The sequence below is a fragment of the Rhizobium acidisoli genome (genome assembly GCF_002531755.2).
GTDB lineage: Bacteria > Pseudomonadota > Alphaproteobacteria > Rhizobiales > Rhizobiaceae > Rhizobium > Rhizobium acidisoli.
The window spans coordinates 1,015,152-1,042,123 of record NZ_CP034998.1 but is presented as its reverse complement, the minus strand read 5'-3'; the positions used below and the strand labels follow the sequence as shown (position 1 = coordinate 1,042,123).

The 26,972-nt window shown below is 62.0% G+C and carries 30 protein-coding genes; 23 read left to right on the top strand and 7 right to left on the bottom strand.

Annotated features, from left to right (window positions below; translation table 11 throughout):
• Positions 1-25 precede the first annotated feature (25 nt).
• The 7 genes from CO657_RS05230 (at position 26) to CO657_RS36620 (ending at position 7,474) form a co-directional block, all read left to right on the top strand.
• Positions 26-1,960, top strand: coding sequence for a bifunctional 5-dehydro-2-deoxygluconokinase/5-dehydro-2-deoxyphosphogluconate aldolase (locus CO657_RS05230; RefSeq protein ID WP_054181750.1), 1,935 nt, complete (start codon positions 26-28; stop codon positions 1,958-1,960).
• A gap of 202 nt (positions 1,961-2,162) precedes the next feature.
• Positions 2,163-4,013 carry a 3D-(3,5/4)-trihydroxycyclohexane-1,2-dione acylhydrolase (decyclizing) gene (gene iolD, locus CO657_RS05225; RefSeq protein ID WP_054181749.1) on the top strand — a complete coding sequence of 617 codons (1,851 nt, stop codon included), beginning with the start codon at positions 2,163-2,165 and terminating at the stop codon, positions 4,011-4,013.
• 65 nt (positions 4,014-4,078) lie between these two features.
• Positions 4,079-4,996 (top strand): myo-inosose-2 dehydratase, encoded by a 918-nt coding sequence (iolE, locus tag CO657_RS05220; RefSeq protein WP_054181748.1) that lies wholly within the window; start codon positions 4,079-4,081, stop codon positions 4,994-4,996.
• 197 nt (positions 4,997-5,193) lie between these two features.
• Positions 5,194-5,991, top strand: coding sequence for a 5-deoxy-glucuronate isomerase (gene iolB, locus CO657_RS05215; protein WP_054181747.1), 798 nt, complete (start codon positions 5,194-5,196; stop codon positions 5,989-5,991).
• An 88-nt stretch (positions 5,992-6,079) separates the two neighbouring features.
• Entirely contained in the window at positions 6,080-6,304 is a 225-nt protein-coding gene (locus tag CO657_RS05210; RefSeq protein WP_054181746.1) for a DUF1127 domain-containing protein, read from the top strand.
• A gap of 70 nt (positions 6,305-6,374) precedes the next feature.
• Positions 6,375-7,214: a helix-turn-helix transcriptional regulator gene (locus CO657_RS05205; RefSeq protein ID WP_003587615.1), complete on the top strand. Its 840-nt coding sequence runs from the start codon at positions 6,375-6,377 to the stop codon at positions 7,212-7,214.
• Positions 7,215-7,312: 98 nt separating this feature from the next.
• Positions 7,313-7,474 (top strand): hypothetical protein, encoded by a 162-nt coding sequence (locus tag CO657_RS36620; protein ID WP_003587616.1) that lies wholly within the window; start codon positions 7,313-7,315, stop codon positions 7,472-7,474.
• Between the two features lie 45 nt (positions 7,475-7,519).
• On the opposite strand, the gene CO657_RS05200 is transcribed toward CO657_RS36620, so the two are convergent.
• Complete coding sequence (locus tag CO657_RS05200) at positions 7,520-8,884, bottom strand: MATE family efflux transporter (protein WP_054181745.1); 1,365 nt, start codon at positions 8,882-8,884, stop codon at positions 7,520-7,522.
• An 84-nt stretch (positions 8,885-8,968) separates the two neighbouring features.
• A complete protein-coding gene (locus CO657_RS05195; protein WP_012557102.1) occupies positions 8,969-9,409 on the bottom strand; it encodes a glyoxalase superfamily protein in 441 nt (146 codons plus the stop codon).
• 353 nt (positions 9,410-9,762) lie between these two features.
• Here CO657_RS05195 and CO657_RS05190 point away from each other — a divergent pair, with 353 nt between their 5' ends.
• Positions 9,763-10,095 (top strand): hypothetical protein, encoded by a 333-nt coding sequence (locus tag CO657_RS05190; protein ID WP_003587619.1) that lies wholly within the window; start codon positions 9,763-9,765, stop codon positions 10,093-10,095.
• Here CO657_RS05190 and CO657_RS37220 read toward each other — a convergent pair.
• On the bottom strand, positions 10,046-10,294 hold the full coding sequence (locus CO657_RS37220) for a hypothetical protein (protein WP_003587620.1): 249 nt from the start codon (positions 10,292-10,294) through the stop codon (positions 10,046-10,048). The two genes, CO657_RS05190 and CO657_RS37220, sit on opposite strands and share 50 nt — an antisense overlap.
• Positions 10,295-10,384: 90 nt before the next feature.
• Here CO657_RS37220 and CO657_RS05180 point away from each other — a divergent pair, with 90 nt between their 5' ends.
• The gene (locus CO657_RS05180) at positions 10,385-11,251 is read left to right on the top strand and encodes a LysR family transcriptional regulator (protein ID WP_003587621.1); all 867 of its coding nucleotides are present in this window, start codon (positions 10,385-10,387) and stop codon (positions 11,249-11,251) included.
• Between the two features lie 74 nt (positions 11,252-11,325).
• Here CO657_RS05180 and CO657_RS05175 read toward each other — a convergent pair whose 3' ends face one another.
• The gene (locus tag CO657_RS05175; RefSeq protein ID WP_012557101.1) at positions 11,326-11,772 is read right to left on the bottom strand and encodes a baeRF12 domain-containing protein; all 447 of its coding nucleotides are present in this window, start codon (positions 11,770-11,772) and stop codon (positions 11,326-11,328) included.
• A 159-nt stretch (positions 11,773-11,931) separates the two neighbouring features.
• On the opposite strand from CO657_RS05175, the gene CO657_RS05170 reads away from it, so the two are divergent.
• The 3 genes from CO657_RS05170 to CO657_RS05160 all read left to right on the top strand — a co-directional run bounded on the left by CO657_RS05170 (position 11,932) and on the right by CO657_RS05160 (position 14,172).
• Complete coding sequence (locus CO657_RS05170; RefSeq protein WP_012557100.1) at positions 11,932-12,333, top strand: DUF2177 family protein; 402 nt, start codon at positions 11,932-11,934, stop codon at positions 12,331-12,333.
• A 220-nt stretch (positions 12,334-12,553) separates the two neighbouring features.
• Entirely contained in the window at positions 12,554-12,955 is a 402-nt protein-coding gene (locus CO657_RS05165) for a pilus protein PilZ (RefSeq protein ID WP_003569234.1), read from the top strand.
• 104 nt (positions 12,956-13,059) lie between these two features.
• Positions 13,060-14,172: a pyridoxal phosphate-dependent aminotransferase gene (locus CO657_RS05160; protein WP_054181744.1), complete on the top strand. Its 1,113-nt coding sequence runs from the start codon at positions 13,060-13,062 to the stop codon at positions 14,170-14,172.
• Positions 14,173-14,338: 166 nt separating this feature from the next.
• On the opposite strand, the gene CO657_RS05155 is transcribed toward CO657_RS05160, so the two are convergent.
• On the bottom strand, positions 14,339-14,605 hold the full coding sequence (locus CO657_RS05155; protein ID WP_003569238.1) for an SEL1-like repeat protein: 267 nt from the start codon (positions 14,603-14,605) through the stop codon (positions 14,339-14,341).
• Positions 14,606-15,114: 509 nt separating this feature from the next.
• Here CO657_RS05155 and CO657_RS05150 point away from each other — a divergent pair.
• From CO657_RS05150 to CO657_RS05140, 3 genes are all read left to right on the top strand, one after another.
• A complete protein-coding gene (locus CO657_RS05150; protein WP_003587628.1) occupies positions 15,115-15,453 on the top strand; it encodes a DUF2147 domain-containing protein in 339 nt (112 codons plus the stop codon).
• Between the two features lie 267 nt (positions 15,454-15,720).
• Positions 15,721-15,900, top strand: coding sequence for a hypothetical protein (locus CO657_RS05145; protein WP_003587629.1), 180 nt, complete (start codon positions 15,721-15,723; stop codon positions 15,898-15,900).
• Positions 15,901-15,987: 87 nt separating this feature from the next.
• Positions 15,988-17,490: an AMP nucleosidase gene (locus CO657_RS05140; RefSeq protein WP_054181743.1), complete on the top strand. Its 1,503-nt coding sequence runs from the start codon at positions 15,988-15,990 to the stop codon at positions 17,488-17,490.
• Positions 17,491-17,499: 9 nt separating this feature from the next.
• Here CO657_RS05140 and CO657_RS05135 read toward each other — a convergent pair whose 3' ends face one another.
• Positions 17,500-17,715, bottom strand: a complete 216-nt coding sequence (locus CO657_RS05135) for a hypothetical protein (RefSeq protein ID WP_054181742.1) — start codon at positions 17,713-17,715, stop codon at positions 17,500-17,502.
• A gap of 155 nt (positions 17,716-17,870) precedes the next feature.
• On the opposite strand from CO657_RS05135, the gene CO657_RS05130 reads away from it, so the two are divergent.
• From CO657_RS05130 to CO657_RS05115, 4 genes are read left to right on the top strand one after another with little or no spacing between them, the layout of a single operon-like run.
• Positions 17,871-18,227, top strand: a complete 357-nt coding sequence (locus CO657_RS05130) for a YciI family protein (RefSeq protein ID WP_054181741.1) — start codon at positions 17,871-17,873, stop codon at positions 18,225-18,227.
• A gap of 10 nt (positions 18,228-18,237) precedes the next feature.
• Positions 18,238-18,597 (top strand): YciI family protein, encoded by a 360-nt coding sequence (locus CO657_RS05125; protein ID WP_054181740.1) that lies wholly within the window; start codon positions 18,238-18,240, stop codon positions 18,595-18,597.
• 2 nt (positions 18,598-18,599) lie between these two features.
• Positions 18,600-18,959, top strand: coding sequence for a YciI family protein (locus CO657_RS05120; RefSeq protein ID WP_054181739.1), 360 nt, complete (start codon positions 18,600-18,602; stop codon positions 18,957-18,959).
• Positions 18,960-18,968: 9 nt separating this feature from the next.
• Positions 18,969-20,210, top strand: coding sequence for an RNA polymerase sigma factor (locus tag CO657_RS05115; protein ID WP_054181738.1), 1,242 nt, complete (start codon positions 18,969-18,971; stop codon positions 20,208-20,210).
• Here CO657_RS05115 and CO657_RS05110 read toward each other — a convergent pair.
• Positions 20,178-21,140, bottom strand: coding sequence for a lysylphosphatidylglycerol synthase domain-containing protein (locus CO657_RS05110; RefSeq protein WP_003587637.1), 963 nt, complete (start codon positions 21,138-21,140; stop codon positions 20,178-20,180). The two genes, CO657_RS05115 and CO657_RS05110, sit on opposite strands and share 33 nt — an antisense overlap.
• A 179-nt stretch (positions 21,141-21,319) precedes the next feature.
• Here CO657_RS05110 and CO657_RS05105 point away from each other — a divergent pair, with 179 nt between their 5' ends.
• The 4 genes from CO657_RS05105 (at position 21,320) to CO657_RS05090 (ending at position 26,968) form a co-directional block, all read left to right on the top strand.
• Positions 21,320-22,813 carry an ArnT family glycosyltransferase gene (locus CO657_RS05105; protein WP_054181737.1) on the top strand — a complete coding sequence of 498 codons (1,494 nt, stop codon included), beginning with the start codon at positions 21,320-21,322 and terminating at the stop codon, positions 22,811-22,813.
• A 138-nt stretch (positions 22,814-22,951) separates the two neighbouring features.
• A complete protein-coding gene (locus CO657_RS05100) occupies positions 22,952-23,968 on the top strand; it encodes a glycosyltransferase family 2 protein (RefSeq protein ID WP_054181736.1) in 1,017 nt (338 codons plus the stop codon).
• Between the two features lie 12 nt (positions 23,969-23,980).
• Positions 23,981-25,480 carry a glycosyltransferase family 39 protein gene (locus CO657_RS05095; protein WP_054181735.1) on the top strand — a complete coding sequence of 500 codons (1,500 nt, stop codon included), beginning with the start codon at positions 23,981-23,983 and terminating at the stop codon, positions 25,478-25,480.
• On the top strand, positions 25,481-26,968 hold the full coding sequence (locus CO657_RS05090) for an ArnT family glycosyltransferase (RefSeq protein ID WP_054181734.1): 1,488 nt from the start codon (positions 25,481-25,483) through the stop codon (positions 26,966-26,968).
• The last annotated feature ends 4 nt before the right edge of the window (positions 26,969-26,972 follow it).

Genomic DNA, 26,972 nt, shown 5'->3' with positions numbered 1-26,972 from the left:
GCGCAAAATCTAGCGGGAGGACATCATGGTACAATCGAATCCGGGTTCACGGCCGGAGCCGGCGCTTGATGTAATCACCATCGGCCGCTCCTCGGTCGATCTTTACGGACAGCAGATCGGTTCGCGGCTGGAGGATATCGGCTCCTTCGCCAAATCAGTCGGCGGCTGCCCGGCCAATATCGCCATCGGCACGGCGCGGCTCGGCCTCAAATCCGGCCTCATCACCCGCGTCGGCGACGAGCAGATGGGGCGCTTCATCCGCGAGCAGTCGGCGCGCGAGGGCGTAGCGACAGATGGCATCGTCACCGACAAGGAGCGGCTGACGGCGCTGGTGCTGCTTGCGGTCGAGGCCGAAGGCGTGTCGCCGATGATCTTTTATCGCTCCGACTGCGCCGACATGGCGCTCGACGAAGGCGATATCGACGAGAATTTCATCCGCTCGTCGCGCGCCGTCCTGGTTTCCGGCACGCATTTCTCCAGGCCGAATACCGAGGCCGCCCAGCGTAAGGCGATCCGCATCGCCAAGGCGAACGGCCGCAAGGTAATCTTCGACATCGACTACCGGCCGAACCTCTGGGGCCTTGCCGGCCATGCCGAAGGTTTCGAGCGCTACGTGAAGTCCGACCGTGTGTCCTCGAAGATGAAGGAGACGCTGCCGGATTGCGACCTCATCGTCGGCACTGAAGAAGAAATCCTGATCGCCTCCGGCGCCGACGACGTGCTCGGCGCGCTGAAGGAGATTCGCCGCCTGTCGCCGGCGACGATCGTGCTCAAGCGCGGCGCCATGGGCTGCATCGTCTATGACGGGCCGATCGCCGACGACCTCGAAGCAGGCATCGTCGGCGAGGGTTTTCCGATCGAAGTCTTCAACGTGCTCGGCGCCGGCGATGCCTTCATGTCCGGCTTCCTGCGCGGCTTTCTGCGCGACGAGCCGCTGAAGACCTGCGCCACCTGGGCCAATGCCTGCGGCGCCTTCGCCGTCTCCCGGCTGCTCTGCTCGCCGGAATATCCGACCTGGGCGGAGCTCGACTACTTCCTGAAGACCGGCAGCCAGCATCGGGCGCTGCGCAAGGACGAGGCGATCAACCATATCCACTGGGCATCGACCCGGCGCGGCGAAATCCCGCTGCTGATGGCGCTGGCGATCGATCACCGTTCGCAGCTTGTCAGCGTCGCCGATGAGCTCGGCGTCGGCCATGAGAAGATCGTCGCCTTCAAGCGGCTGGCGGTCTCTGCGGCGGCGCGAGTTTCGAATGGCCGTGACGGCTACGGCATGCTGATCGACGAACGTTTTGGCCGCGACGCCTTCTTCGACGCGGCGACGAAGAATTTCTCCTGGATCGGCCGGCCGGTGGAACTGCCGGGCTCGAAGCCGCTGCGTTTCGAATTCAGCCAGGATATCGGCTCGCAGCTGGTGGAATGGCCGCTCGGCCATTGCATCAAGTGCCTGTGCTTCTATCATCCCGACGATCCGGCCGAATTGAAGAGTGAGCAGCAGGAGAAGCTGCGCACCCTGTTCGAGGCCGCCCGCAAGGTTGGGCGCGAGCTGCTGGTGGAGATCATCGCCGGCAAGAACGGGCCGCTGACCAACGATACCATCGCCACGGCGCTGGAAGAACTCTATGCGCTCGGCATCAAGCCGGACTGGTGGAAGCTCGAGCCGCAGGCATCGAGCGAAGCCTGGAAGAAGATCGATGCGGTGATTGCCAAAAATGATCCATGGTGCCGCGGTATCGTGCTTTTGGGGCTCGAGGCGCCAGCCGACGAGCTGATCTCCTGCTTCGAGGCGACGCTGGCTGCCCCCTCCGTAAAGGGCTTTGCCGTTGGCCGGACGATCTTTGCCGATGCGGCGCGCGCCTGGCTTTCGGGCGCAATGAACGACGAGGAAGCGATCGCCGACATGGCCGGCCGCTTCCGGCAGTTGACAGAGGCGTGGCTGAAGACGCGTGAGCTTCAGTAGGATATAAATTAGACCCCTCCCCAACCCCTCCCCACAAGGGGGAGGGACTTAAGTTGAGGCATCGCTTTACGCCACAAACGAGCTGTCTTGCGGACGCAAGGTTGCGGTGAAATGCGGCGAGCCCCACGAGTTAGCCCCTCCCCCTTGTGGGGAGGGGTTGGGGAGGGGAAACCAACGAGAGCGAAGATTGCGGGAGGCCCCGATGGGCAAGACGATACGGTTGACGATGGCGCAGGCCGTCGCGCATTTTCTCAAAAAGCAGATGACTGTTGTCGACGGCAAGAAAGTGCCGATCTTCGGCGGCGTCTGGGCGATCTTCGGTCATGGCAACGTCGCCGGCATGGGCGAGGCGCTTTATCAGGTGCGCGGTGAACTGACGACCTATCGCGCTCACAATGAGCAGGGCATGGCGCATGCCGCCATCGCCTATGCCAAGGCGAATTTCCGCAGTCGTTTCATGGCTTGCACGACCTCGATCGGCCCCGGCGCGCTGAATATGGTGACGGCCGCCGGCGTCGCGCATGTCAACCGCATTCCCGTTCTCTTCCTGCCGGGCGACGTCTTCGCCAACCGCGCGCCCGATCCGGTGTTGCAGCAGATCGAGGATTTCGGCGACGGCACGGTTTCGGCCAATGACGCCTTCCGCCCGGTTTCGCGCTATTTCGACCGCATCACCCGGCCTGAGCAGATCATTTCGGCGCTGAAGCGCGCCATGCAGGTGCTGACCGATCCGCTGGATTGCGGCCCGGTGACATTGTCGCTCTGCCAGGACGTCCAGGCTGAGGCCTATGATTATCCGGAAAGCCTGTTCGATGAAAAAGTCTGGGCGACCCGCCGGCCGCAGCCGGACGCGGACGAGCTGGCCAATGCCATCGCGCTGATCAAGGCGTCGCAGAAGCCGGTAATCGTTGCCGGCGGCGGCGTGCTTTACTCGCAGGCGACGAAGGAGCTTGCCGCTTTTGCCGAGGCCCACGCCATTCCGGTCGTCGTCACCCAGGCCGGCAAGTCGTCGATCAACGAGACCCATCCGCTGGCGCTCGGCTCGGTTGGCGTCACCGGCACGTCGGCGGCGAATGCGATCGCCGAGGAGACGGATCTCGTCATCGCCGTCGGCACACGCTGCCAGGATTTCACCACCGGCTCCTGGGCGCTGTTCAAGAACGACAGCCTGAGGATGGTTGGTCTCAATATCGCCGCTTACGACGCGGTGAAACATGACAGCTACCCGCTGGTCGCCGATGCCCGCGAAGGGCTGAAGGCGCTTTCATCAGGGCTTTCGGGCTGGAAGGCGCCGGCGGCGCTGGCCGAAAAGGCAACTGCGGAGAAGAAGGTGTGGATGGAGGCCGCCGCCAAGGCAATGGCGACGACCAATGCCGCCCTGCCCTCCGATGCACAGGTGATCGGCGCAGTGGCACGTTCGATCGGCGGCGAGAATACGACGGTGCTTTGCGCGGCCGGCGGTCTTCCCGGCGAATTGCACAAGCTCTGGCCGGCGACGGCGCCGGGCAGTTATCACATGGAGTATGGCTTTTCCTGCATGGGCTACGAGATCGCCGGCGGGCTCGGCGCCAAGATGGCGCATCCCGAACGCGATGTCGTCGTCATGGTCGGAGACGGTTCCTACATGATGATGAATTCCGAGATCGCCACCTCGGTCATGCTCGGCCTCAAGCTCAACATCGTCGTTCTCGACAATCGCGGCTATGGCTGCATCAACCGATTGCAGATGGGAACCGGCGGCGCCAACTTCAACAACCTGCTCAAGGACTCCTATCACGAGGTGATGCCGGAGATCGATTTCCGCGCGCATGCCGAAAGCATGGGCGCCATCGCCGTCAAGGTCGCCTCGATCGCGGAACTGGAGCAGGCGATCATTGATTCGAAGAAGAACGATCGCACCTCGGTCTTCCTCATCGACACTGATCCCTTGATCACCACCGAGGCCGGCGGCCACTGGTGGGATGTCGCGGTGCCGGAAGTCAGCCCGCGCGCAGAAGTCAACGAAGCGCGCAAAGGCTATGTCGAAGCGCGCGCTTCCCAGCGTATCCGCTGATTCGATTGCCATCATTTTCCGGAGGAGCGCCCCACTCCTCCGCACTATTTTTAAGGAGACTATAGATGAAGGCCAAACTCGGCATGTCGCCCATCGCCTGGTGGAACGACGACCTTCCTGAACTCAGCGACGACGTGTCCCTCGAGGAATGCCTGCGGCAATCGCGCGGCGCCGGTTTCACCGGCATGGAACAGGGCCGTCGTTTCCCCAGCAATCCCGAGGAAATGCTGCCGATCCTGCGCGCCGCCGACGTGACGCTCTGCGGCGGCTGGTTCTCCGGCACGCTGGTCAATGAGGAGCTCACGGCCAACAAGGACCGCATCGCTCCGATGATCGAATTGTTCAAGGCGGTCAATGCGCCCTGCATCGTTTACGGCGAGGTCGGCCGCTCCATCCAGGGCGACCGCTCCAAGCCGCTCGCGACCAAGCCGCGGCTTGCCGACGACGAGATGAAGGCCTATGCGCGCCGCGTCACGGAATTCGGCGAATGGTGCGCCGAACAGGGCATGCCGCTCTCTTATCACCACCACATGGCCGCCGTTGTCGAAACCGAGCCGGAACTCGACGCCTTCATGCGTTCTTCGGGCGAAGGCATTCCGCTGCTGCTCGATGCCGGCCATCTCGCCTTTGCCGGCGGCGACGTACTGCGCGCCATCGACCACCACCACGCCCGCATCAATCATGTCCACGTCAAGGACATCCGCAAGTCCGTCGTCGATGGGCTGGACCGCAGCCGGCAGTCCTTCCTCGACGCGGTAGCGCTCGGCGCTTTCACCGTGCCGGGCGACGGCTCGCTCGATTTCGGCGCCATCGTCCAGCGGCTTGCCGACCACGGCTATGAAGGCTGGTTTGTCGTCGAGGCCGAGCAGGATCCGCGCAAGGCGCCGCCGCAGAAAATGGCCGAGATCGGCCATGCCGAATTGATGCGGGTGATGACGGCTGCCGGTTATACGGTGGAGACCGAAGGTTTCCCGAAGGGATAACGGAAAAGAAAACCCCTCCCCAACCCCTCCCCACAAGGGGGAGGGACTTAACTTGAGGCACCGCCTTATCCAGACAGCGGCCACCTTGCAGAAGGAACGGTGCAACATGGGTGAGAGACAGCGCCGCAGATTAAGCCCCTCCCCCTTGTGGGGAGGGGTTTGGGGCGGGGAATTTCAACGTACGAGGAGAACCACCAATGCCAAACCTCAAGGTGAAACCATCAGGCACGCATGGCCGCGTCACGAATGTCACCCCTGAGAATGCCGGCTGGACCTATGTCGGCTTCGATCTGCACCGGCTAAAGCCGGGCGAGACGGTTTCGGGAGAGACCGGCGACCGGGAAGTCTGCCTCGTCTGGGTCACCGGCAAGGGCAAGGCATCGGCCGGAACCAAGGATTTCGGAACGCTCGGCGGCCGCATGAACCCGTTCGAGGGCGCGCCGCATGCGCTCTACATTCCGATGGAATCGACATGGTCGGTGACGGCGGAGACCGATCTGGAGCTCGCCGTCTGCTCAGCGCCCGGCGGCGGCACCTATCAGGCGAAAGAAATCCCGCCCGGCACCCATCCGCAGGTGACGCGCGGCAAAGGCACGAATGTGCGCTATGTCAACAATATCATGCCCGAGGACGACAGCTCGGCGCATTCGCTGCTCGTCGTCGAGGTGATCACGCCGGGCGGCCACACCTCTTCCTATCCGCCGCACAAACACGACCAGGATGACCTGCCGAACGAGAGCTTTCTGGAAGAGACCTACTATCATCGTCTCAACCCGCCGCAGGGCTTCGGTTTCCAGCGCGTCTACACCGATGATCGCTCGCTCGACGAAGCGATGGCGATCGAGGATGGTGACGTGACGCTGGTGCCGAAGGGCTACCATCCTTGCGCGGCAACGCACGGCTACGATCTCTACTACCTCAACGTCATGGCCGGGCCGAAGCGGATCTGGAAATTCCACAATGCCGTCGAGCACGAATGGCTGATCAAAGCGTGAGGACTGCCTCAGATCGCTAAATAATCTGACAGCGCCGAGCCGCCGCTGATGGTTCACTGCCTCCATCCAACAAGGATGGAGGATCATCATGCATAGCTCGAATATTACCATAGCAGGCCGCAACGTCCGCTCTTCGCATCACAGGCCCGGCCTGTTGCCTGCGGCAATCACCGCCGTCCGCTGGCTGGCACGCAAGATCGGCGAACGGCGCAACCGCAATGCGCTGATGGAACTTTCCGACGATCAGTTGAAGGATATCGGCCTTTCCAGGGGGCAGACGGAAAGCGACGTTCACGTCTATAGTCGTTACTGAACACAGGCAGCAGTTGTGATACTGTGCCGCGGGTCGCCTCGTCGGCGACCTGTCCGGCTGGGAATATAAGATGTCGCAGTTTTCAACAGCCTTACTCCTGCAAACGAAGACCGTCGCCATTCGTGACATCGTCTGCGATGGCGGCTGCCGCCATAAGGGCGACGAGGAATGCGCTCACAAGACGAGCCTCGTCTATCCCTATCGCGGCGTCTTCATGCGGCATGTCGGCCGCAATGATACGGTGGCCGAGGCCAATCAGATGCTGTTCTTCAATGCCGACCAAGGTTATCGGATCAGCCATCCGATCGAAGGAGGCGACGCCTGCATCGATCTCGCGATCGACGAGACCATGCTCGAAGAGCTCGCGCCGAAGGACCAGGTGCAGCCGGGTGCGGCCTTTTCATTCCGTCGCCAGCGCCGGCGGATCGATCCGCGCGCGCAGGCACTGGTCGCGCTCCTGCGTCATGGTCTCCGCCGCAACGTCGCCGAGACGCTGGAGGCGGAAACATTGGCGCTGACGCTGGTGCGCCGCTCGCTCGGCGAGCGCACATCGCATGCGGCGGGCGCCAGCGCCGGTCGGCAGAAACTCGTCGACCGGGCAAAGCTGGTGCTTTCCTCCGATCTCGCCCGGCGCTGGACACTTTCGGAAATCGCCTCCGAAGTCGGCGTCTCGCCTGTCTATCTCACCCAGGTCTTCCAGCAGGTCGAGGCGACGCCGCTTTACCGCTATCAGCTGCGGCTCAGGCTCGCCCGCGCACTCGATCTGCTCGGCCAGTATGAAGATCTGACCGCGCTCGGCCTCGATCTCGGCTTCTCAAGCCATAGCCATTTCAGCGCATCCTTCAAGCAGTCCTTCGGGCAGACGCCGGCCGAATTCCAGCGCTCGGCGCGGTTGCGGCGCAAGTCGTGATCCCGATCGATCGCTAAAGATTTCGACAGCGGAGAGGCGGTCGTCGATGATCTGATGGGCCTGTCCCGATCCGGGAACGATCAATGGAGGAGCATCAAATGAAGAAGACCACATGCGCTGCCTGTGACTGCGAACTCGGCGCGGAGACCATCACCGTCAAGCTCGGCGGCAAGACTGTCGAGGTCTGCTGCCAGGAATGCGCCGAGGCGCTGAACGAGGCCGAAGCCGCGACATCGGCCGCCTCGGCGGGCAAGGAATAGACGGCATCGGCTAATAGCCGCGCTCCCGAGCGCGGCTATTACGATTCAGGCGGGCAGAAGCCCGTAGCGCCAGCCGCGGTGCCTGGCATTCTGCGACAGCACCAGAAAGGCCAGGATGAACATGCCTGCCTCGGCAAAGACCGGCACCATCCAGATCCCTTGCTCGCCGAAGACGAAGGGCAGCAGGAAGGTGAGCGGCAGGGTGAAGAGATAAGGCCGCGACAGGCCGAAGATCGCCGCGCGCGACGCATCGCCGATCGACTGGAAATAGGACGACAGGATCAGCATCTGCCCGAAGAGAAAATAGGCGCCGATCGTCCAGGGCAGGATTCGCCTGACCTCGGCGACAATGGCAGGATCGGCGACGAAGACGGCGCCGAGACGGCCGGCCAGCAGTTCGACGGCGATCTCGACCAGACTGCAATAGACGAGCGCCGCAAGCATGGCGATCTGCAGGCTGCGGCCGACGCGAAGACTAAGGCCGGCGCCGTGATTGTTGCCGGCAATCGTCTGCAGGGCGATGCTGAGACCAAGCAGGGGCAGATAGGTGAAGGTCATGATCCGGGTGATGATGCCGTAGGCGGCGACCGTCGCGACATGATCATGCGTGCTCCAGAGCGAGATATTGACGAGAATGGCGGCGGATGCCAGCGATATGCCGATGAAGCCAAGGCTCATCGGCGCGCCGAAGGCGACGATGCCGCGCCATTCGGCAAGGGCGAATCCTCGGTAAGGCCTGAGTGCCGCCGGCCGGCGCCTGCGATAGGCGAGCACGGCGGCGAGACAGACGAATTGCGCGGCGATGGAGCCGGCAGCCGAACCGAGCACGCCCCAATGCATCACCGCCATGAACAGCCAGTTGGCGAAGATGTTGAGCAACGAGGCCGTCAGCGTCACCAGCGTCATGAAGCCGATCTTGCCCTCGCAGCGCAATCCGTCGAGATGCAGCGACAGGAAGAAGCTCACTGGCGCAAAGGCGATCATCGCGCCCATGAACAACCTGGCGCCCTCGGCCACGGCGGCCGTGCCGGCACCGGCGTCGATGATCTGCCGCCCCAGGGTCCAGTAGAGGATGTTGAGGACGAGCGTGACGGCCAGCGCCAGCATATGGGCCCCGGCAAATACCCGGCCCGCGCCCCGGCGATCGCCGGCCCCGAGCCGGCGGGCGAGGATGCTCGCCATGCCGTTCGAGACGAGCGATTGCAGGGCGATCAGCAGCATCAGCCCCGGGAAGATCAGGCTGACGGCGGAGAGCGCGTCGGGGCCGACATTGGCGCCGAGGAAATAGGCGTCGACGACGGTGAAGAGGCCGTTGACGGTGGTGATCGCGACGATCGGCGCCGCCGTCCTGATGAAGACGCCCGGCAACCAGCCGGTGAGAAAGGCATTGCCTTCTGAAAGATCGGTCATAGAAAAATCCGTGCGGGATGGCGAGGTCCGATCCGGGTTGAAAACATCCGGATTCAGGCGGCCTCAAAGGGAATCAAAAATGATTTAGAGATCGAGCACCAGATGCGGCACGCCGTTCGAGGTTTTCCTCGGCGAGACGCCGTCGGCATCGATCTGCGCAGTCACACGCCGGCGAAAGGCTGAAAAGCTCTCGAAGGTCACGACATCCACCGCTTCGTCGAAATGGATGGTGACCCTGTGGAGTTCGCCGCCCGGCAGGGCCGAGAGCGCCAGGACTTCGCCGGTGAACGGCTGATTGAGATAACGGCCGCGAATATGCGCGCCGACGAAGAGCGGCGTCTTCGCAGCCGCATTGGGTTTTGCCGCTAGCGCCGCCAGCGTATTCCAGTCACGCGCGCCGTGCTGGCGGGCAATCATCTCAAGGGCGGCACTGTGGGTCAATGCGGTGCCGCGATCATTCATCGCCTGGCGCAAGCGTTTGGCCTGGGCTTTCAATTCGTCAATGGCAGGATAGGTCGTCGTCATGGAGTGAGCCTTCGCAAGGCATGCTCTTCGACTGTAGATGGGAGCCCGCATTGCCGCCAGTCAGCATGCACAAGGGCCGTGACCATGATCGCGAGGACTTCACCAAGGATTTTCATCCGCGAGCGGCCGGTGCCTCGAACCGGCCTTTGTATGCGCGAAGGCCGCCGACATGTCAAGAATGGCTGACATAGGGCTGGAGTGAGCAAATTTGGGGCAGAACTGCCCGAAATCGGTGCGATTTTCCCGCAAGTTCCCCATAAGCATTCAATCTTAACGATGTTCTTCAGCAATCGTCAGCATTCTTCAATTAATCTCCTGTGGTAGAACAAGCGGAGGCTAAAAGGGCCTTTCAGATGCACCTCGACACAGACCACCCCAAGCCGGAACGTGCTTACAGGGAATTCAAGCTCGACAGGCCCGGGAATATTATCTTCGTCGGCCATCACCTCAGCACCGGAACGCAGGTGCGCTGCCTGATCCGCACGATCACCCTTGCCGGCGCGCTGCTCGAAGTCAGCCCGAACCTGGAAATGCCGAGCCATTTCTTCCTCGAAATCCTCGGCATCCATGACGAGATCGGCGCGACCATGGTCAAGCGCGAAGGCGAATGGGTGACGGTCAGCTTCAACATGCTGCTCAATCCGGAATTCCTGCACCACGTGCTGCGGCTGAGCTTCGAAACCTGAGGCTTCGTCCAAGCTGCGCCTTGTGGCGGCGCGGTCTCCTCGTCTCGCCTCTTCTCGAGGCCAGATACGCCATGATCGGAATGATCCAGAGAAGTCCGCGCCATTCCGGCCCATCGAGCGGATCGGCCATGGGATCGCGGCGCATGCGGCGATTGCGGGATTCGAGTTCCTCAAACAAAACGATCCAGTTGAGAAGCATTGCTTCATCCTCCATCTATTGCTGGAGCACTTGAGCTAGGCCTTCACGCTCCTCCGATGTAGAGGCGCTGGGGAAAGGGGGTTTTCATCCATGAAAGATGCGAACTGGGACGACCTGCAGCTTTTCTTCCATGTCGCGACCGGCGGCGGGCTTTCGGCGGCAGCCGCGCGCACCGGTCTCAGTGCGCCGACGATCGGCCGGCGCATGCTGGCGCTCGAACGGGTGACGGGCCGATCGCTGTTCAGCCGCGGCCCCACCGGTTATCTGCTGGCGAGAGATGGGCAGGAACTGCTCGACCGCGTGCGGCTGATGCAGGATGCGGCGCGGGCGATCTCCGACTGGCGCGGCGAAGTGCTGACGCTGCCGATCGTCTCGACGGCCGCCGACAGCTGGACCTCGCGTTTCATCGCCGATCATCTCGCCAGCGTCTGGACACCGAAAGACAGTTTCCGCATGTGCTATAAGACCTGCGATACCGGCGTCGATTTCACCTATCGCGAGGCGCATATCGCCCTAGGCCACAGCCGGCCGGACAGCGGCAACGTCGCGATCCGCCGCTCGGTCAAGGTGGCGCATGCGGCTTACCAAGCAGCGGATTATGACGCGGCCAACTGCAACTGGATCTCGCTTGGCACCGATACCGCCGTCACGCCGGCTGACAAATGGACGTTCGAACAGCCGGACTACTGGATCACCAGTTGGACGAACACACCGCATATGCTGTTTCATCTGATCCGCGGCGGTGCCGGCCGCGGGGTGCTACCCTGTTTCATCGGCGATCAGGACCGCAAGCTCGTCCGCGCCGGGCCGCTCATCGACGCGCTGACTTACGATATGTGGATCGTCGCGCATGACGACGAGAGGCAGCGGCCGGAGGTCAGGATCGTCATCGACCGCCTGGCAGCACTCTTTGCCGATCATGAAGCGCTGTTTGCCGGGCAGAGCCCGGCGATATAAAGCGAAAACGCGGGCCGTCAGACCCGCGTTTTCCCTATCGCTTTGTTTTGGATATCTGGGAGATCGGCTTACCCTCAGGCAGCGAGATGCCGTTCGATCTCGTCCACCGGCAGATTGGTATAATCCTTTGCCACCTCGGCGGTGATCGCGGCTTGCGTATCGGCACGAAGCGCCGGCCGCAATGTACCGAGCGCCTTTGGCGGTGCAACGATAACGATGCGACGGGCGTTCTTCTTCTGCACCAGCTCGTCGAGCTTTTCGGCCACCTGTTTCAAAAATCCGGCTTCGGCCTGATCCTGCCAGCTGGTCTCCTCGACAGCGCTGCCGCTCAAGCCATCTGCGGCATGGGTCCGGCCTGGCTTATCGGCGCCAATCTCGCGATCCGGCGCGCTCGGCTGCGTCAGGGTTTCAAGCACCTTCAGGTTCATCAGTTGAGCGTCGCCAGCATTCTGCATGATCAGAGCCTTGGCTCCGTCGCAGACCACCACCCATGATTCCCAAGGGATTTTGACGTTGGTCATTTTCAACTCCTCGCTGTCGTCATTCGAAGCGCGCCGTGCTTCATCGATCAAGGCAGAACGCCCGGCTATTGAAAGAGTTCGCAAAAATTGCAGCGAAATCGATCGGACAGCGATCCGATCGGCCTTTGCCGCGTAGAAAGAGAGGTTCGGAGATCGACGATGAAAACAGCATTGCTTGCTTATGCCGGCACCTTTCTCACCCTTCTCGTCTGCGACGGGATCTGGCTTGGACTGGTGGCGCGCAATTTCTATCGCGACCAGCTGGGAGCGCTGATGCTGCCCTCGCCCAATCTTGCTGTCGCCGCGCTGTTTTATCTGTTCTTTGCCGCCGCGGTGGTTGTGCTTGCCGTGCTGCCGTCATTATCGGCGGGCTCGATCGCCACGGCCCTTATCCACGGTGCCATTCTGGGACTGGCGGCCTATGGCACGTACGACATCACCAATCTCGCGACGCTCCGCAACTGGCCGCTGACGATGAGCCTCATCGACATGGCCTGGGGCACGTTGCTGACGGCGCTGACTGCCGTCGGCGGATATCTCGCCGTCAGAATCCTCGGCTAAAACGAGACCTCCGGGTGAAAGCCCGCGTCCCGATAATGAACATCGGGGCGTCCCGCTTGGGAACAAAGTTTGAACTCGTTAAAATTGTAATTTTGTCCTTGACGAATGTGCAAAACATTCATGTGACCTTGGTCGTGATCAAGACCCCGCTTGATCGTGATCAAGACCCGCATGCTTGTGATGAAGACCCCAAATGCGTCCTGACTGACGGAGAATGTGAATGTCTATGCTCCGCGCCACACACCTTGCCACGGTCAAATCCGCTGTCTACGACCTGCGCTGGGAAGAGTTCAGCGTCAAGCGGCCAGCCCGTATCGTCGCCGTCCGTCCATGCCTTACCGGCGTCTCGATGCGAAGCGCCGAGATCATCGATATCTCCCAAGGCGGCGCCACGTTCATCGTGTCGACCACCGCCGGCCTGCCGAAACATTATTATCTCAACATTCTCGGCCTCGCCTACCGGATCGGCTGTGCCGAGGTCTACCGGCACAAGGAACGCATCGGGGTGCGGTTCATCAATATCATGGACCCCGAAGTTCTGCGCCGCGTCGTCCGCACCGATTTCCTTGTCGGCAACATGGAAGCAATCGCCGCCCGCCGGGCGCCGATCTTCCGGGCGTAAACAGGCCGGCAGCCAGTCGATTGCAGAAATAATCTTGCTTGCGTCGGTGGTGCCCGGGCCTATTGTTGCGCCGATCGTCAACATATCCGGGAAATCGCCTTCGCATGTCCGCCTTTTCGCGCTTCACGCCTCTTGCCGGCGCCCTGCCCTCCACCGTTCCTTTCGTCGGTCCCGAGGCGATCGAGCGCCAGCGCGGGTTTGCCGTTTCGGCGCGCATCGGCGCCAATGAGAACGGCTTCGGTCCCGCTCCTTCGGTGTTTGCAGCGATGCGCGAAGAGGCCGGCAATATCTGGAAATACAATGACCCGGAGAATTTCGCGCTCCGGCAAGCTCTTGGTGACCATCTCGGCGTCCCCTCTGCCAATATCGCCATCGGCAGCGGCATCGACGAGCTGCTCGGCCAGATCGTCCGGCTGGTGATCGAGCCCGGCGCGCCCGTCGTCACCTCGCTCGGCGCCTATCCGACCTTCAATTTCCACGTTGCCGGCTTCGGCGGCCGGCTTGTGACCGTTCCCTACGCCAACGACCGCGAGGATCTCGACGGCTTGCTCGATGCCGTCAAGCGGGAGAATGCACCGCTGGTCTATTTCGCCAATCCCGACAATCCGATGGGAAGCTGGTGGGATGCCGACAAGATCGTCGCCTTCGCCCGGGCGCTGCCCGAGACGACGCTGATGGTGCTCGACGAAGCCTATAGCGAAACGGGGCCGGCAGGCGCGCTGCCGTCGATCGCCTCGCTGATCGAGCTGCCGAACGTCGTTCGCACCCGTACCTTCTCCAAGGCCTACGGACTGGCCGGCTCACGCACCGGCTACGTGATCTCGACGGCCGGAACGGCTGAAGCTTTCGACAAGATCCGCAATCATTTCGGCATGAACCGGCTGGCGACGGCGGCAGCCCTCGCCGCTCTCAAGGACCGGGCCTATCTCGCCGAGGTGGTCGGGAAAATCCAGGCGGCGCGCGAGCGGATCGGCGGCATCGCCCGGGCAAACGGGTTTGAGCCCCTGCCCTCGGCAACGAATTTCGTGGCGATCGACGCCGGCCGGGACGGCGCCTATGCGCGGGCGATCGTCGACGGACTGATGGAACGCGGCGTTTTCATCCGCATGCCCGGCGTGGCGCCCCTCAATCGCTGCATTCGCGTCAGCGTCGGGCCGGAGGCGGATATGGCGCTGTTCGAAGACGCGCTGCCGCAGGTGCTGAAACAGATCGGCTGATAGAGCATGATGCCGAAAAGCGTCAGCGGAAACAACTAGAACCGCGGCCGGTGGAGGATCCGACCGCGGTTCCGTTCTCCTGGCGTCGGGCCTGTTGAAAGCGCCCTGCCGGCTCCGCTCTTTCCGAGGTTCTTATATCCATTCCCACCGTGTCGGCAGGATGGGGTCAGTGGACGGTCATCCACTCGCGGGCGGCGCGCAGCGCCGCCACGATCTGCATCTTGTCCATGGCGGCGGCCACATCCGCACGAAGCTCGGCGGCGCGGTCGTTGCCCTTGATTGCGGCGATGTTCAGCCATTTGTGGGCTGCGACGAGATCGACTTCGCAGCCGCGGCCGGTCGCATACATCAGACCCATTTCACAGAAGACATCGGCGCTGTTGTCGCCACCCATGGTGGCCGTTTCAGCATTGTGCATTTCAAAGCGTGCCATCGGTTTTATCCCTGTTAGCCTGTTTATGACTTACCCTGTTTTACCTCCGGGCCTTGCCGTCTATCGCGGCTTGCGGCCCTTGCGGTCCGGCGGGTTTGCCCCGCTCGTTTGATGGCTTCACTATGCCGAACGGCTTTCAAAAAACGCCTAAAATCCATGATTAATTTGAGACAAACAAAGTGCAAATGCTTGGTAAATTTGGGTTTTTGTTAAACATCAGATGCCTTGCAGCTTAAGGACTTTCGCTCGAATTTTACGAAAGATTCAGATCTGAAAATAAAGGGATCGTTCATCATGAAATCAGCAGCCGATATTTAAAAGGCCGCCGCCGGATTTTTTCTCAGCGCTTTTTCCGCCGGAAAAGCTTGTTGTTTTTATGCTGTCGTTATCCCGGAACCGCTGCACCCTTCCGGGCGACATGCAGTGGCATGGAAAATGACCACGCATATTTACCTTTACGTTCGCGTCAGTTAATTTCGCCCCCGATCAGGGACATCATGGAGGAAAAGATGATCCGCAGCTTCGTTCTCGCCAGCGCCATCGCAATGATCGCGGGCATCGCCCATGCTGAGGAGCCGATCGTCGGCAGCTGGAAGACAGCGGCCGGCGATACGGCAGTGATCGTCTCCTGTGGTGGCAGTTATTGCGTGACGTTGAAGACCGGTAAATATGCCGGCCGGAAGATTGGCACGCTTGCGGGAACCGGCGGCAGCTATGCCGGGGAGATCACCGACCCGGCCGCCGACAAGACCTATAGCGGCTCGGGCAAGATTTCCGGCAATTCGCTGAGGATGCAGGGCTGCGTGATGAAAGTGCTCTGCAAGTCACAGACCTGGACGCGGCTCTGAGCGCATAAGGCAGCCGGGCAACGATCATCAGACGCGGGGATGCCGATGCACCGGCATCCCCGCGGTCTTTCCGACCCCTTGCCCGAGCGATCCGGCAAAGCCGAACACGTTGAGCGTGGCTTGGTAAACCCGCGTAGATTCTCTCCCAATCCTGCCCCGCGCGTGCCCGGCAAGCTGAACGGTGGATGAACCGGCATCTCAGCACTCATTCAGCCGCCCCATGGCAAAACTGTTGTCACGATAGAGTTGCGTATCGGGGGAACGGCGATGGACATGTATATTCTGGCAAAACGGTTCAGCATTATCACACTGTTTGCGGCGATCTTCGCCGTCACGTTTTCGGCGGTGGTGGTGCATAATGGCGGCGGTGGTGCCCAGTCGCATTTCGGGGCGAGCTATACCTGCCTGGAACGAAACGGCACTTTCTGCGCGCCATCGGTGCACTGACGATATCCGACACCAAAGAGGATAAAATAATCGGATTCCGTCGGCGCGCGTCGTTTGCTTGTCAAAAACAAGTCTCTATAATGCGTCATGAACAAACGAATCTCCCCTTTGTCGCCGCTCGACATATGCTCACCACCCCCTTTCCAGCCTCAGAGCTTTGATGATCCTGCCAAGGCGGTGGAAGCGCTGACGGCGCTTTACGAGCGCAATACGGCGTTCCTGATCAAGAGCTTCACCGAGCTTGCGCAGGGCGCTCCGATCTCCTCGCGCTACCGTGCTTTCTATCCCCAGGTCAGCATCGAGACGACAAGCTTCGGCCACGTCGATTCGCGCCTTTCCTACGGCCACGTCACGGCACCGGGCATCTATACGACGACGGTCACCCGGCCGAAGCTCTTCAAGCATTATTTGAAGGAGCAGCTGGCGCTCCTGGTGAAGAGCCACAATGTTCCGGTCATCGTCTCGGAATCAACGACGCCGATCCCCTTGCACTTCGCCTTCGGCGAGGGTGCGCATGTGGAAGCATCGACCAACGCCTTCATCGACATTCCGATGCGCGATATTTTCGACACGCCGGATCTCAACACCACCGATGACGAGATCGCCAATGGCGAATATATCCCGCCGCCCGGAGAGCCCTCGCCGCTTGCGCCGTTCACCGCGCAACGCATCGACTATTCGCTCGCCCGTCTGTCGCATTATACCGCCACGCATGCCGAGCATTTCCAGAATTTCGTGCTGTTTACGAACTACCAGTTCTATATCGACGAATTCTGCAGCTGGGCGCGCAAGCTGATGGCGGAGGGCGGCGACGGGTACACCGCCTTCGTCGAGCCTGGCAATGTCGTCACCCTGCCTGGCTCGAGCGCGCCGGAAACGGATGCGGCGCTGACCCGCCTGCCGCAGATGCCGGCCTACCATCTGAAGAAGAAGGGCCATGCCGGGATCACCATGATCAATATCGGCGTCGGCCCCTCCAACGCCAAGACGATCACAGACCACGTCGCCGTGCTGCGCCCGCATGCCTGGCTGATGCTCGGCCATTGCGCCGGCCTGCGTAACAGCCAGCGGCTCGGCGACTATGTTCTTGCCCATGCCTATATGCGCGAGGACCACGTTCTCGACGACGACCTGCCGGTCTGGGTGCCGATCCCGGCACTCGCCGAGGTACAGGTGGCGCTGGAAGCCGCCGTTGCCGAAATCACCGGTTACGAGGGCTTCGAGCTGAAACGCATCATGCGCACCGGCACCGTCGGCACCATCGACAACCGCAACTGGGAACTGCGCGACCAGCGCGGGCCGGTGAAGCGGCTTTCCCAGGCGCGCGCCATCGCGCTCGACATGGAATCGGCGACGATCGCCGCCAACGGCTTCCGCTTCCGTGTGCCCTACGGCACGCTACTCTGCGTCTCCGACAAGCCGCTGCACGGCGAATTGAAGCTGCCGGGCATGGCGACGGCCTTCTACCGCACGCAGGTCAACCAGCATCTGCAGATCGGCATCCGCGCCGTGCAGAAGCTTGCCGCCATGCCGACGGAAGCGCTGCATTCGCGCAAGCTGCGCAGCTTCTTCGAAACCGCCTTCCAATAGGCGGTTTCCTCACCGTCCCGCCACAACAGGCGCCGGGTGATCCGCAAGCATCTGCGGTCTGCCGGCGGCAAGGTTCAGCCCTGCTATCAGCAGGGTGAAAGCGACGAAGGCGAAAGCGGTGCGCTGGAGAATCTTCAGCCCGTCGCTTTCGTCGAACTCAGCCTGACGCTTTGCATGGCGGCGTGCCCAGATCTGGCTTGCCAGGGCGATTTCAAGAATAGTCATTGCCGTTCTCCTCGACAGGTTTCGATGAAGCCTTGTCGAGTGCTGCCTTGCGATTTCGACAGCCGACCGGCACAAAAGATTTTTTCCACCGCTGTCGAAATGCACGGAGGTCGTTCGTCCAGGGGTATGGAACACGGCAAAGGAGGCTGCCTGCGATGAAATATCTCTGTCAGGTGTGGTTCGACGGCGCGATACTCGACGCCATGACGAAAGAAGAGAAGGCCGAGCTCGACGCGAATTCGCTGAACTACGACAAGGACCTCGGCGATAGCGGAAACATGATCGTCGCCCAGGCGCTGCAGCCGCCGAAATCGGCGGTGACGGTCCGGGTGCGCGGCGGCGAAATGTCGGTCACGGACGGTCCCTTCGTCGAGACCAAGGAGGCACTCGGTGGCTTCATCCTGATCGAGGCCAAGGATCTCAACGATGCGATCCGCATCGCCGCCGGCATCCCGCTTGCCAAGCTCGGCGCGATCGAGGTGCGGCCCATCCACGAATTCGCAGCTCAATGAGGAGGAACTAATGAAGTTTTTATGCCAGATCTGGTTCGACACCGAAAAAAGCAAGCTGGTCCCTCAGAGCGAATGGGATGCGCTCACACAGGAGTGCATCGCCAGCGACAATCGCTGGCGCGAGAGCGGTCATCTACAAGCGGCGTTTGCCTTGCATGAGCCGTCAACGGCGATCACGGTCCGGCTGCACAATGGCGAAGTCTCCGCGACCGATGGCCCGTTTGCCGAAATCAAAGAACATCTCGGCGGTTTTGTGCTTGTAGAAGCCGAGAATATCGAGGAGGCGAAGACCATCGCGTCCAGTTTTCCCATCCTCAAATATTGCTCGATCGAAGTGCGTCCGGCCTATTCCATCCAGGATGGGAGATAGGCATGCGCTACATCTGCCTGATCTATAATTGCGCCGATACCGACGGTACGCTGACACCCGATGAAACCGATGACCTTATCAAAGCGCATTTCGCCTTCGACGAGGAACTGCGCCGCGACGGCATCATGATCCATGCCGACGCGCTTGAGATGCCCGACAAGGCCACCGTGCTGCGTGTCCGAAACAATGCGCTATCTGCGACCGACGGTCCCTATGTCGAGACGAAAGAGCATCTGGCCGGCTTCTACGTCATCGAAGCGCCTGACATGGCGGCGGCAAAAGAGATTGCCGGGCGGATCCCCTCGGCGCGCTTCGGCGCGGTCGAGCTGCGGCCGGTGCGGATGCTGACGCTGCCGGACTGAGGTGCCAGATTGGAAAACGTGATCGAGGAGATCTACCGAACACAGTCGCGCCGGGTGCTGGCGACGCTGATCCGTCTGCTCGGCGATTTCGACCGGGCCGAGGAAGCGCTCCACGACGCCTTTGCCGCGGCGGCGCGGACATGGCCGGCGGACGGCATTCCCGGCAACCCTTTTGCCTGGCTGGTCTCGGCGGGCCGCTTCAAGGCGATCGACACGATCCGGCGGCGAGCGCGTTTCGATGCCTCCCAGCACCACATCGAGGACAGCCTCTATACGCCCGAAGCAACTTACATCGGCGACATGGAACCGATCGAGGACGATATGCTGCGGCTGATCTTCACCTGCTGCCACCCCGCCATTCCCGCCGATGCGCAGATGGCAATGGCGCTTCGGGAAATCTGCGGACTGACCACCGAAGAAATCGCCTATGCCTTTCTCGTGCCGGCGCCGACGGTCGCCCAGCGGATCGTGCGCGCCAAAGGCAGGATCCGGGCGGAGAAGATACCCTATGAGGTGCCGGGCCACGAGGCGCTGCCGCAGCGGCTCGACCAGGTGCTGCACGTGATCTACCTCGTCTTCAACGAGGGCTATTCCGCTTCTTCGGGCGAAGACGTGGTCCGTGCCGACCTGACCGCAGAGGCGATACGTCTGGCGCGGCTGCTTCTGGCGCTGCTGCCGCATCCCGACGTCTCCGGCCTGCTGGCGCTGATGCTGCTGCAGGATTCCCGCCGCGCCGCCCGCAGCAGCGAGCGGGGCGCGCTGGTGCTGCTTGCCGATCAGGACCGCTCGCTCTGGGATCATGCGAAGATTGCGGAAGGTCTGGCGCTGCTTGCCGAAGCCATGAGAGCGGGAGAGGTCGGCAGCTATACGCTGCAGGCGGCGATCGCCGCGGAGCATGCCAGGGCACCGGTTGCGGAAGAGACCGACTGGCGACGGATCGCCTTCTATTACGATCTGCTTCTGGCGGCCCAGCCCTCGCCGATCGTCGAACTCAACCGGGCCGTGGCGATCGCGATGGCAGAGGGGCCGGCGAAGGGGCTGGAACTGATCGATGCCATTCTGGAACGCCGGGAGCTGCAGACCTATCATCTCGCCCATTCGGCGCGCGCCGATTTCCTGCGCCGCCTCGGCCGGCGGCAGGAGGCGATCGCAGCCTATGAGAAAGCGCTGTCGCTCTGCCGGCAGGAGCCGGAGCAGGCATTTCTCAGAAAACGGATTTCAGAGCTTGCCGCGACGCCCGAGCGGCAGTGAGATCGCCGTGCCGGTGAGCGCCGAGACGATGATCAGCAGGTGGGCATTGACGCTCGCTTGGGCGAGCGCGGCCAGCGCCAGCCGCTCGCTCGAAGCCCCGAGAGCAATGGCGCCGGCGGTGATGCCGGCCGGATAGGTGCCGACGCCGCCCGGCGCATGGACCGGCAGCACGGAGGAGAGCTCGCCGCCGAGCGCACCGCCGAAGCTTGCCGCCATCGGCAGCACGCCCATCAGGCCGAGTGCCCAGGCCAGCACCATCACCTTCACCAGCCAGTTGACGATGGTCATCGCCCAGGCGCGCGCAAAGGCGACGGCATCGAGCGGCAAACCGTTTTCGATCTCGGCGACGAATTTCTGTGCCTTTTCCGGCAGCAGCCTGGCGGCGAGGCGCAGCAGCGGCTTGCGGGCGGCAAAGGCTGCGACCGGCAGCAGCAGAAAGCCGGTCCAAAGCGACCAGGCAATAATCGGATCGGCGGAGGCAACGGCAAAACCGATGCCGGCGGCGGCGACAAGCGCGTGCAGGTCGAGCAGCCGCATGACGAGGAGTGCCGAGGTTGCCCGCGTCAGCGGAATGCCGAACTCCGAGCGCATCAGCAGCGGAAAGCTGGTCTCGCCGGTGCGGAAGGGCAGCATGATGTTCAACAGGTTGTGGATCTGTGTGACGCGGAAGAGGACCGCGAACCGGCCGGCCGTCTCCTTCGGAAAATAGTCATAGATGCGCCAGGTGCGCAGGAAATAGGTGCTCGTCAACAGCACCAGCGCGCCGATCACCGGGCCGGCGCCGACATCGGCCCATTGCCGGATAATGACAGGCCAACCCCAGAACCATTGGATGAAGAGGGCATAGGCTGCGACAATGACGACCGTCAGCACCGTCATGCGATTGCGCATAAACCAGGATTGCCGGCTTTCAACGATCGAACTCTTCATGTAGTAGGCATTCCTCGCTTGGCGTCGGCATCGGCCCCGTTCGCCAGGCCTTTTAGGAGAAATGACGGTTGCGCACAACGGCGGAGTTGATGGGGTAATGGCGGCGAAGCCGCTTCCCCGCCGACGATGCGAGCGCTGACCGGTAAATCACACGCCTTGCCGGCTTGACGTGGAGATCGATGTTGGAGCGGATTACCAGAAGCATTCCGAGCGCAAGCATTTTTCTGGCAGCCTATTTCCTGCTCAATATCGCGCTTCGCATCGCCTTGCCGCATACGCTCGATCTCGACGAGGCTGAGCAATCCTTCTACTCACAATACCTGCTTGCCGGCTACGGCCCGCAGCCGCCCTTCTACAACTGGATACAATATGCCATCGTTTCGGTGACCGGCATATCGATGTGGGTGCTCTCGGTTCCCAAGAACATCATTCTCTTCGGCTGCTATGTGTTCTACGGGCTTGCCGCCCGCGAGGTGCTGAAGAACCGTTCGCTGGCAGCCGTCGCCATGCTGAGCCTGATTACGCTGCCGCAGGTGGGTCTGATGGCGCAGCGCGAATTGACCCATACCGTCGCCCTCTTGTTTGCGACCTCGCTCTTCCTCTTCGGTTTTTTCCGCACGCTGCGGCAGCCGACGATTACAAGCTTCCTCGTCATCGGCATCGCCACCGGCATTGGGCTGATCTCGAAATATAATTTCGCCATCCTGCCGGCCTCAGCGCTCATCGCCGTGCTGCCGGACCGGGAGTGGCGCAGCCGCCTCATCGACTGGCGTTTGCTGCCGGCGATCGTCGTCGCCATCCTGATCGTGCTTCCGCATGCGCTCTGGCTGCCCGACAATCTCCTCAGCGCCTCTGCGCCGACGCTGGAGCGGATGACCGCCGAACATGTGGCGCCTGCCGGCATCCCCCGTATCGGGCAGGGACTGTTATCTCTCATCATCGCCGTCCTCGGCTTCGTCGCATTGCCGATCGTTCTGCTTGCCGCCGCCTTCCGGCGGGATTTCTTTCGCGCGCTCTCCTCCTCCAGCCCGATAATCCGGGTGATCGAGCGGATGATGCTCGTCAGCCTGCTCGCATTCGTCGGCGTGATCCTCGTCGCCGGCGCAAGCGATATTCACGAGCGCTGGCTCGACCCCTGCCTGCTCGTCCTGCCGATCTATCTGTTCCTGAAACTGAAAACCGCGGATGTCGATCTTTCCGCCGGCCTTGCTCGCTTCCGCCCCGTGGTGCCGATGTTCATGGTCATCATCCTGTCGATCCTTCTCTTCCGGATCATCGGCATTCAATACATCGGCACCTATACGAGAACGAACGTCCCCTTCGCCGGCTACGTCGCCGAACTGACCGCGACCCGCAAGCCGGTTCTCATCGTGGCTGGGACAAAGTTCGTCGCCGGCAATATGAGGCTTCAACTACCCGATGTTCCGGTGGTGATACCGTTCTTCCCGGGTTCCGGGGTTCCCGAATATGCGACTGCGAAGGGGCCGGTGCTGGTTATCTGGCGCGGCGAGACCGCCGATGACCCGACAATCTCTCCCGGTTTTGCCAACGATCTCGTGAGATCGGGCATTCATCTGCAGGAATTGAACACGTTGACGCTGCCCTATCTCTTCGGTGACGGCAAACACAGTTTCTCCATCGGTTATTCCTGGGTGGAGGGAGGCGCGAAATAGCGTTCCCACAGGTCAGCCGATTGCGGGGAAACCGGCATTGCCGGCTGGCAACCGGTGGACACTTCATGTACTAGCCTTCCGCAAGTGCGGCGGCGGCAGTAAGGATTGCCTGGCCGTCCGGCCTTTTGGAGATGAAAGTTGCAGACAACCGTTGAGCCCATGCGCGGTACGAATGATCCGGTACAATCGCTCGAGCTGTCGCTGGTCGTGCCCATTTTCAACGAAGAGGATAGCGTCGGCCCGCTCGTCGAGCGTGTCGTGGCTGCGATGGCCGGCTATCCCCATCGCTGGGAGCTGATCCTCATCGACGACGGCAGCACGGATGCGACGCTCGTCAACGCCCGCAAATTCGTCGGACGCGAAGGGCTGACGCTCAGGATCGTCGAGCTGCAGCGCAACTTCGGCCAGACTGCCGCCATGCAGGCCGGTATCGACACCGCCCAGGGCCGCCTGATCGCAACGATGGACGGCGACCTGCAGAACGATCCGAAGGACATTCCTTCGATGGTCGCCGAACTGGAACGGCGTGAACTCGACCTCCTTGTGGGATGGCGCAAGAACCGCAAGGACGGTCTGTTCTTGCGCAAGATCCCCTCCTGGTGCGCCAATTACCTGATCGGCCGGATCACCGGCGTGAAGCTGCACGATTACGGCTGCAGCCTGAAGATCTACCGCGCCTCGATCATCAAGCAGGTGAAGCTGATGGGCGAAATGCACCGCTTCATCCCGGCCTGGGTGGCCGGCGTCGTCCCGAGCTCGCGTATCGGCGAGATGACCGTCACCCACCATGCCCGCGAACACGGCGTTTCGAAATACGGTATTTCGCGCACCTTCCGCGTCATCCTCGACCTGCTGTCGGTGATGTTCTTCATGCGCTACAAGGCACGGCCCGGGCATTTCTTCGGCTCGCTCGGTCTCGGCCTCGGCGCGGTCGCCATGCTGATCCTCCTCTATCTCGGCTTCGACAAATTCATCATGGGCAACGACATCGGCACGCGCCCGATGCTGATGGTCGGCGTCGTGCTGCTGCTGTCGTCGGTACAGATGATCACTACAGGCATCCTGGCGGAGATGATCGCGCGCACCTATTATCGCGACGACGCCTCTCCGAATTATATCGTGCGGCAGATCTTCGACGATCGAAGCCAAGCCTAAGCCGGCAGCACGATGCTGGAGCGCGCGACGAGGACGATCAAAACCGCGGGCCTGCTGCTTGCGGCCTATTTCGTGCTCAACATCGTGCTGCGCATCGCGCTTCCGCATTCGCTGGAGCTCGACGAGGCAGAGCAATCCTTCTTCTCGCAATATCTGCTGGCGGGCTACGGCCCGCAGCCGCCCTTCTATAACTGGATGCAATATGCCGTCGTTTCGGTGACGGGCATGTCGATCGGTGCGCTGATCGTGCCGAAGAACATCCTGCTTTTCCTGTGCTACCTCTTTTACGGCCTTGCCGGGCGCGAAGCCTTGAAGGATCAGGCGCTTGCCGCCGTCGGCATGCTGGCGCTGATCACCCTGCCCCAGGTCTCCTTTATGGCCCAGCAGGATCTGACCCACACGACGGCGCTGCTCTTTGCCAGCGCATTGTTTCTCTACGGCTTCTTCCGCACCCTCGACCGGCCCGATATCGGCAGCTATCTGCTGCTCGGGCTTGCCACAGGCATCGGCCTGATCTCGAAATATAATTTCGCGCTGATGCCGGCCGCGGCCTTGATCGCCATCCTGCCGGATGCCGAATGGCGGCGCAGGGCGTTCGACTGGCGCATGCTGGCGGCGATCACCGTCGCGCTCGTCATCATCCTGCCGCACGCGATCTGGCTGCGGGACAATCTCGCATTCGCCTCCTCCGATACTCTGGTCAAGATGGCGGCCGGCAACGAACCGGCCGGCATCGCGCGAGCCGGCAAAGGCCTCATCGCCTTCGTTGTCGCCATCATCGCCTTTGCGGCCCTGCCGGTCGCCATCTTTGCCGCCACCTTCCGCCGGGATTTTGTCCGTGCTCTTTCGGCCGGCAACCGCTGGACCGGGATGATGGAGCGGATGATGCTCGCAAGTCTTGCCGGCATCGTTCTCATCGTGCTCTTCACCGGTTCCACCACCGTGCGCGAGCGCTGGCTCGACCCGTTCCTGCTGGTGCTGCCGATCTATTTCCTGGCGAAGATGCAGGCGGCCGGCATCGACCTTTCCGCCGGGCTGCGGCGCCTCCGGCCGGTGCTGCCGGTGCTGATGGCCTGCGTGCTGATCGCACTCGGCCTGCGCGTCGTCGGCGCCGGGCTGTTCGGCGTCTACAGCAGGCCGAACGTGCCGATGGCGGGCCTTTCCCGCGAGATGACGCGGCAGGCGGAACCGGCGCTGGTGATCGCCTCGGACACCTATATCGGCGGCAACATACGGCTGCAATTTCCCGACGTGCCGGTGGTCATCCCGGATTTCCCGGCACCGGGCATATCAGCCTATGCCGAGGCCAAGGGACCGGTGCTGGTCGTCTGGCGCGGTAAGAAGACGGCGACAGCCGCCGATGCGGTGATGCCGGAACGATTTTCGTCGGCACTGGCAACGGCAGGCATTGCGCCGCAGGAGATCGGCTCGCTGTCGCTTCCCTATTATTTCGGCCGCCAGGGCGACAATTTCGCGCTGGGTTATGCCTGGGTTCAGCCGGGGACCAGATAGATGACCGAAACCGACACCCGCGACATCCGCTGGATTTTCGTCCTGCTGGCCGCCTATTTCGTGCTCCAGATCGGCGTGCGGCTGGCGACCTCGCATTCGCTCGATCTCGACGAGGCCGAACAGGCCTTCCGCTCGCAATGGCTTGCCGCCGGTTACGGCCCGCAGCCGCCCTTCTACAACTGGCTTCAATACACCGTCTTCCAATTTGCAGGCGTCTCGCTTGCCGCACTTTCTCTCGTGAAGAACCTTCTGCTGTTCATTTCCTACCTGCTTTACGGTCTGACCGCGCGCCTTCTCCTGCGCGACAAGGCGCTGGTGGCGATATCAACACTGGGGCTGCTGACCATCCCGCAGATGGCTTTCGAGATGCAGCGCGACCTCACGCATACGGTCGCGGTGTTCTTCTCGGCCAGCATCTTCTTTTACGGCTTCATCCGCAGCCTGAAGCAGCCAAGCCTTGCCTCCTATCTGATCGCCGGCATCGGCATCGGCTTCGGCCTACTGGCCAAATATAATTTCGCCATCCTGCCGGCGGCGGCGCTGATTGCCGCACTGGCGGATGCGCGTTGGCGAGCGCGGATCTTCGATTGGCGGCTGGTGCTGACCGCTGTCGTGGCGCTGATCATCGTCCTGCCGCATCTCTTCTGGCTGAAGGACAATCTCGATTTCGCCACCGCCCGCACGCTGGAGAAGATGACCGCGAGCGGCGATGCGAGCTATCTCATGCAGGTCACCATGGGTGTCAGCTCGCTTGCTCTCGCCATCATCAGCTTTGCCGGATTGACCGTGGCAGTCTTCGCCATCGTCTTCGGCAAGAGCCTGCGTCCGGCGCTCACCGCCGGCTCGGAATGGACGCGGCTCATCGAGCGGATGCTGCTCGTCTTCCTCATCGGCATTCTCTTTCTAATCGTCTTCGGCGGCGCGGCCGGCATCAAGGATCGCTGGCTGGTGCCGATGCTCTTCATCCTGCCGCTCTATTTCTGCCTGAAGATCGAGGCCGCCGGCGTCACGACAGGCCGGGCCTTCCGGCGTTTCATGGTCGCCGTCGCCATCATCATGATCGGCGTGCCGGCCGCCCTTTACGGCAGCGTCGCGGCCGCACGCTTCACCGGTCATTACGAACGATTGAACAGGCCCTATGCCACGATGCTGGAAAACCTGCGCAAACAGGCCGAGCCGATGGCGATCCTAGCCGGCGACAGCCTGCTTGCCGGCAATCTCAGGCAGGATATTCCCGGCGTGCCGGTCCTCTCCGTCGATTATCCCGGCTTCCATCCGGATCTTGCCGGCCGGCGACCGCTTCTCCTCGTCTGGCTGATACCGCCGAAGGGCGGCAGCGAAGCACTCCCGCCGGCCATGGCCCAATGGCTGCAAGCCAATCTCGGCGCCTCCGCGCCTGAGGGATTGGTGATCGACGTGCCCTATTTCTACGGGCGCGGCGACGATCGCTATCGTTTCGGCTATGCCTGGATCGACCAGCCGGGCTGAGCGA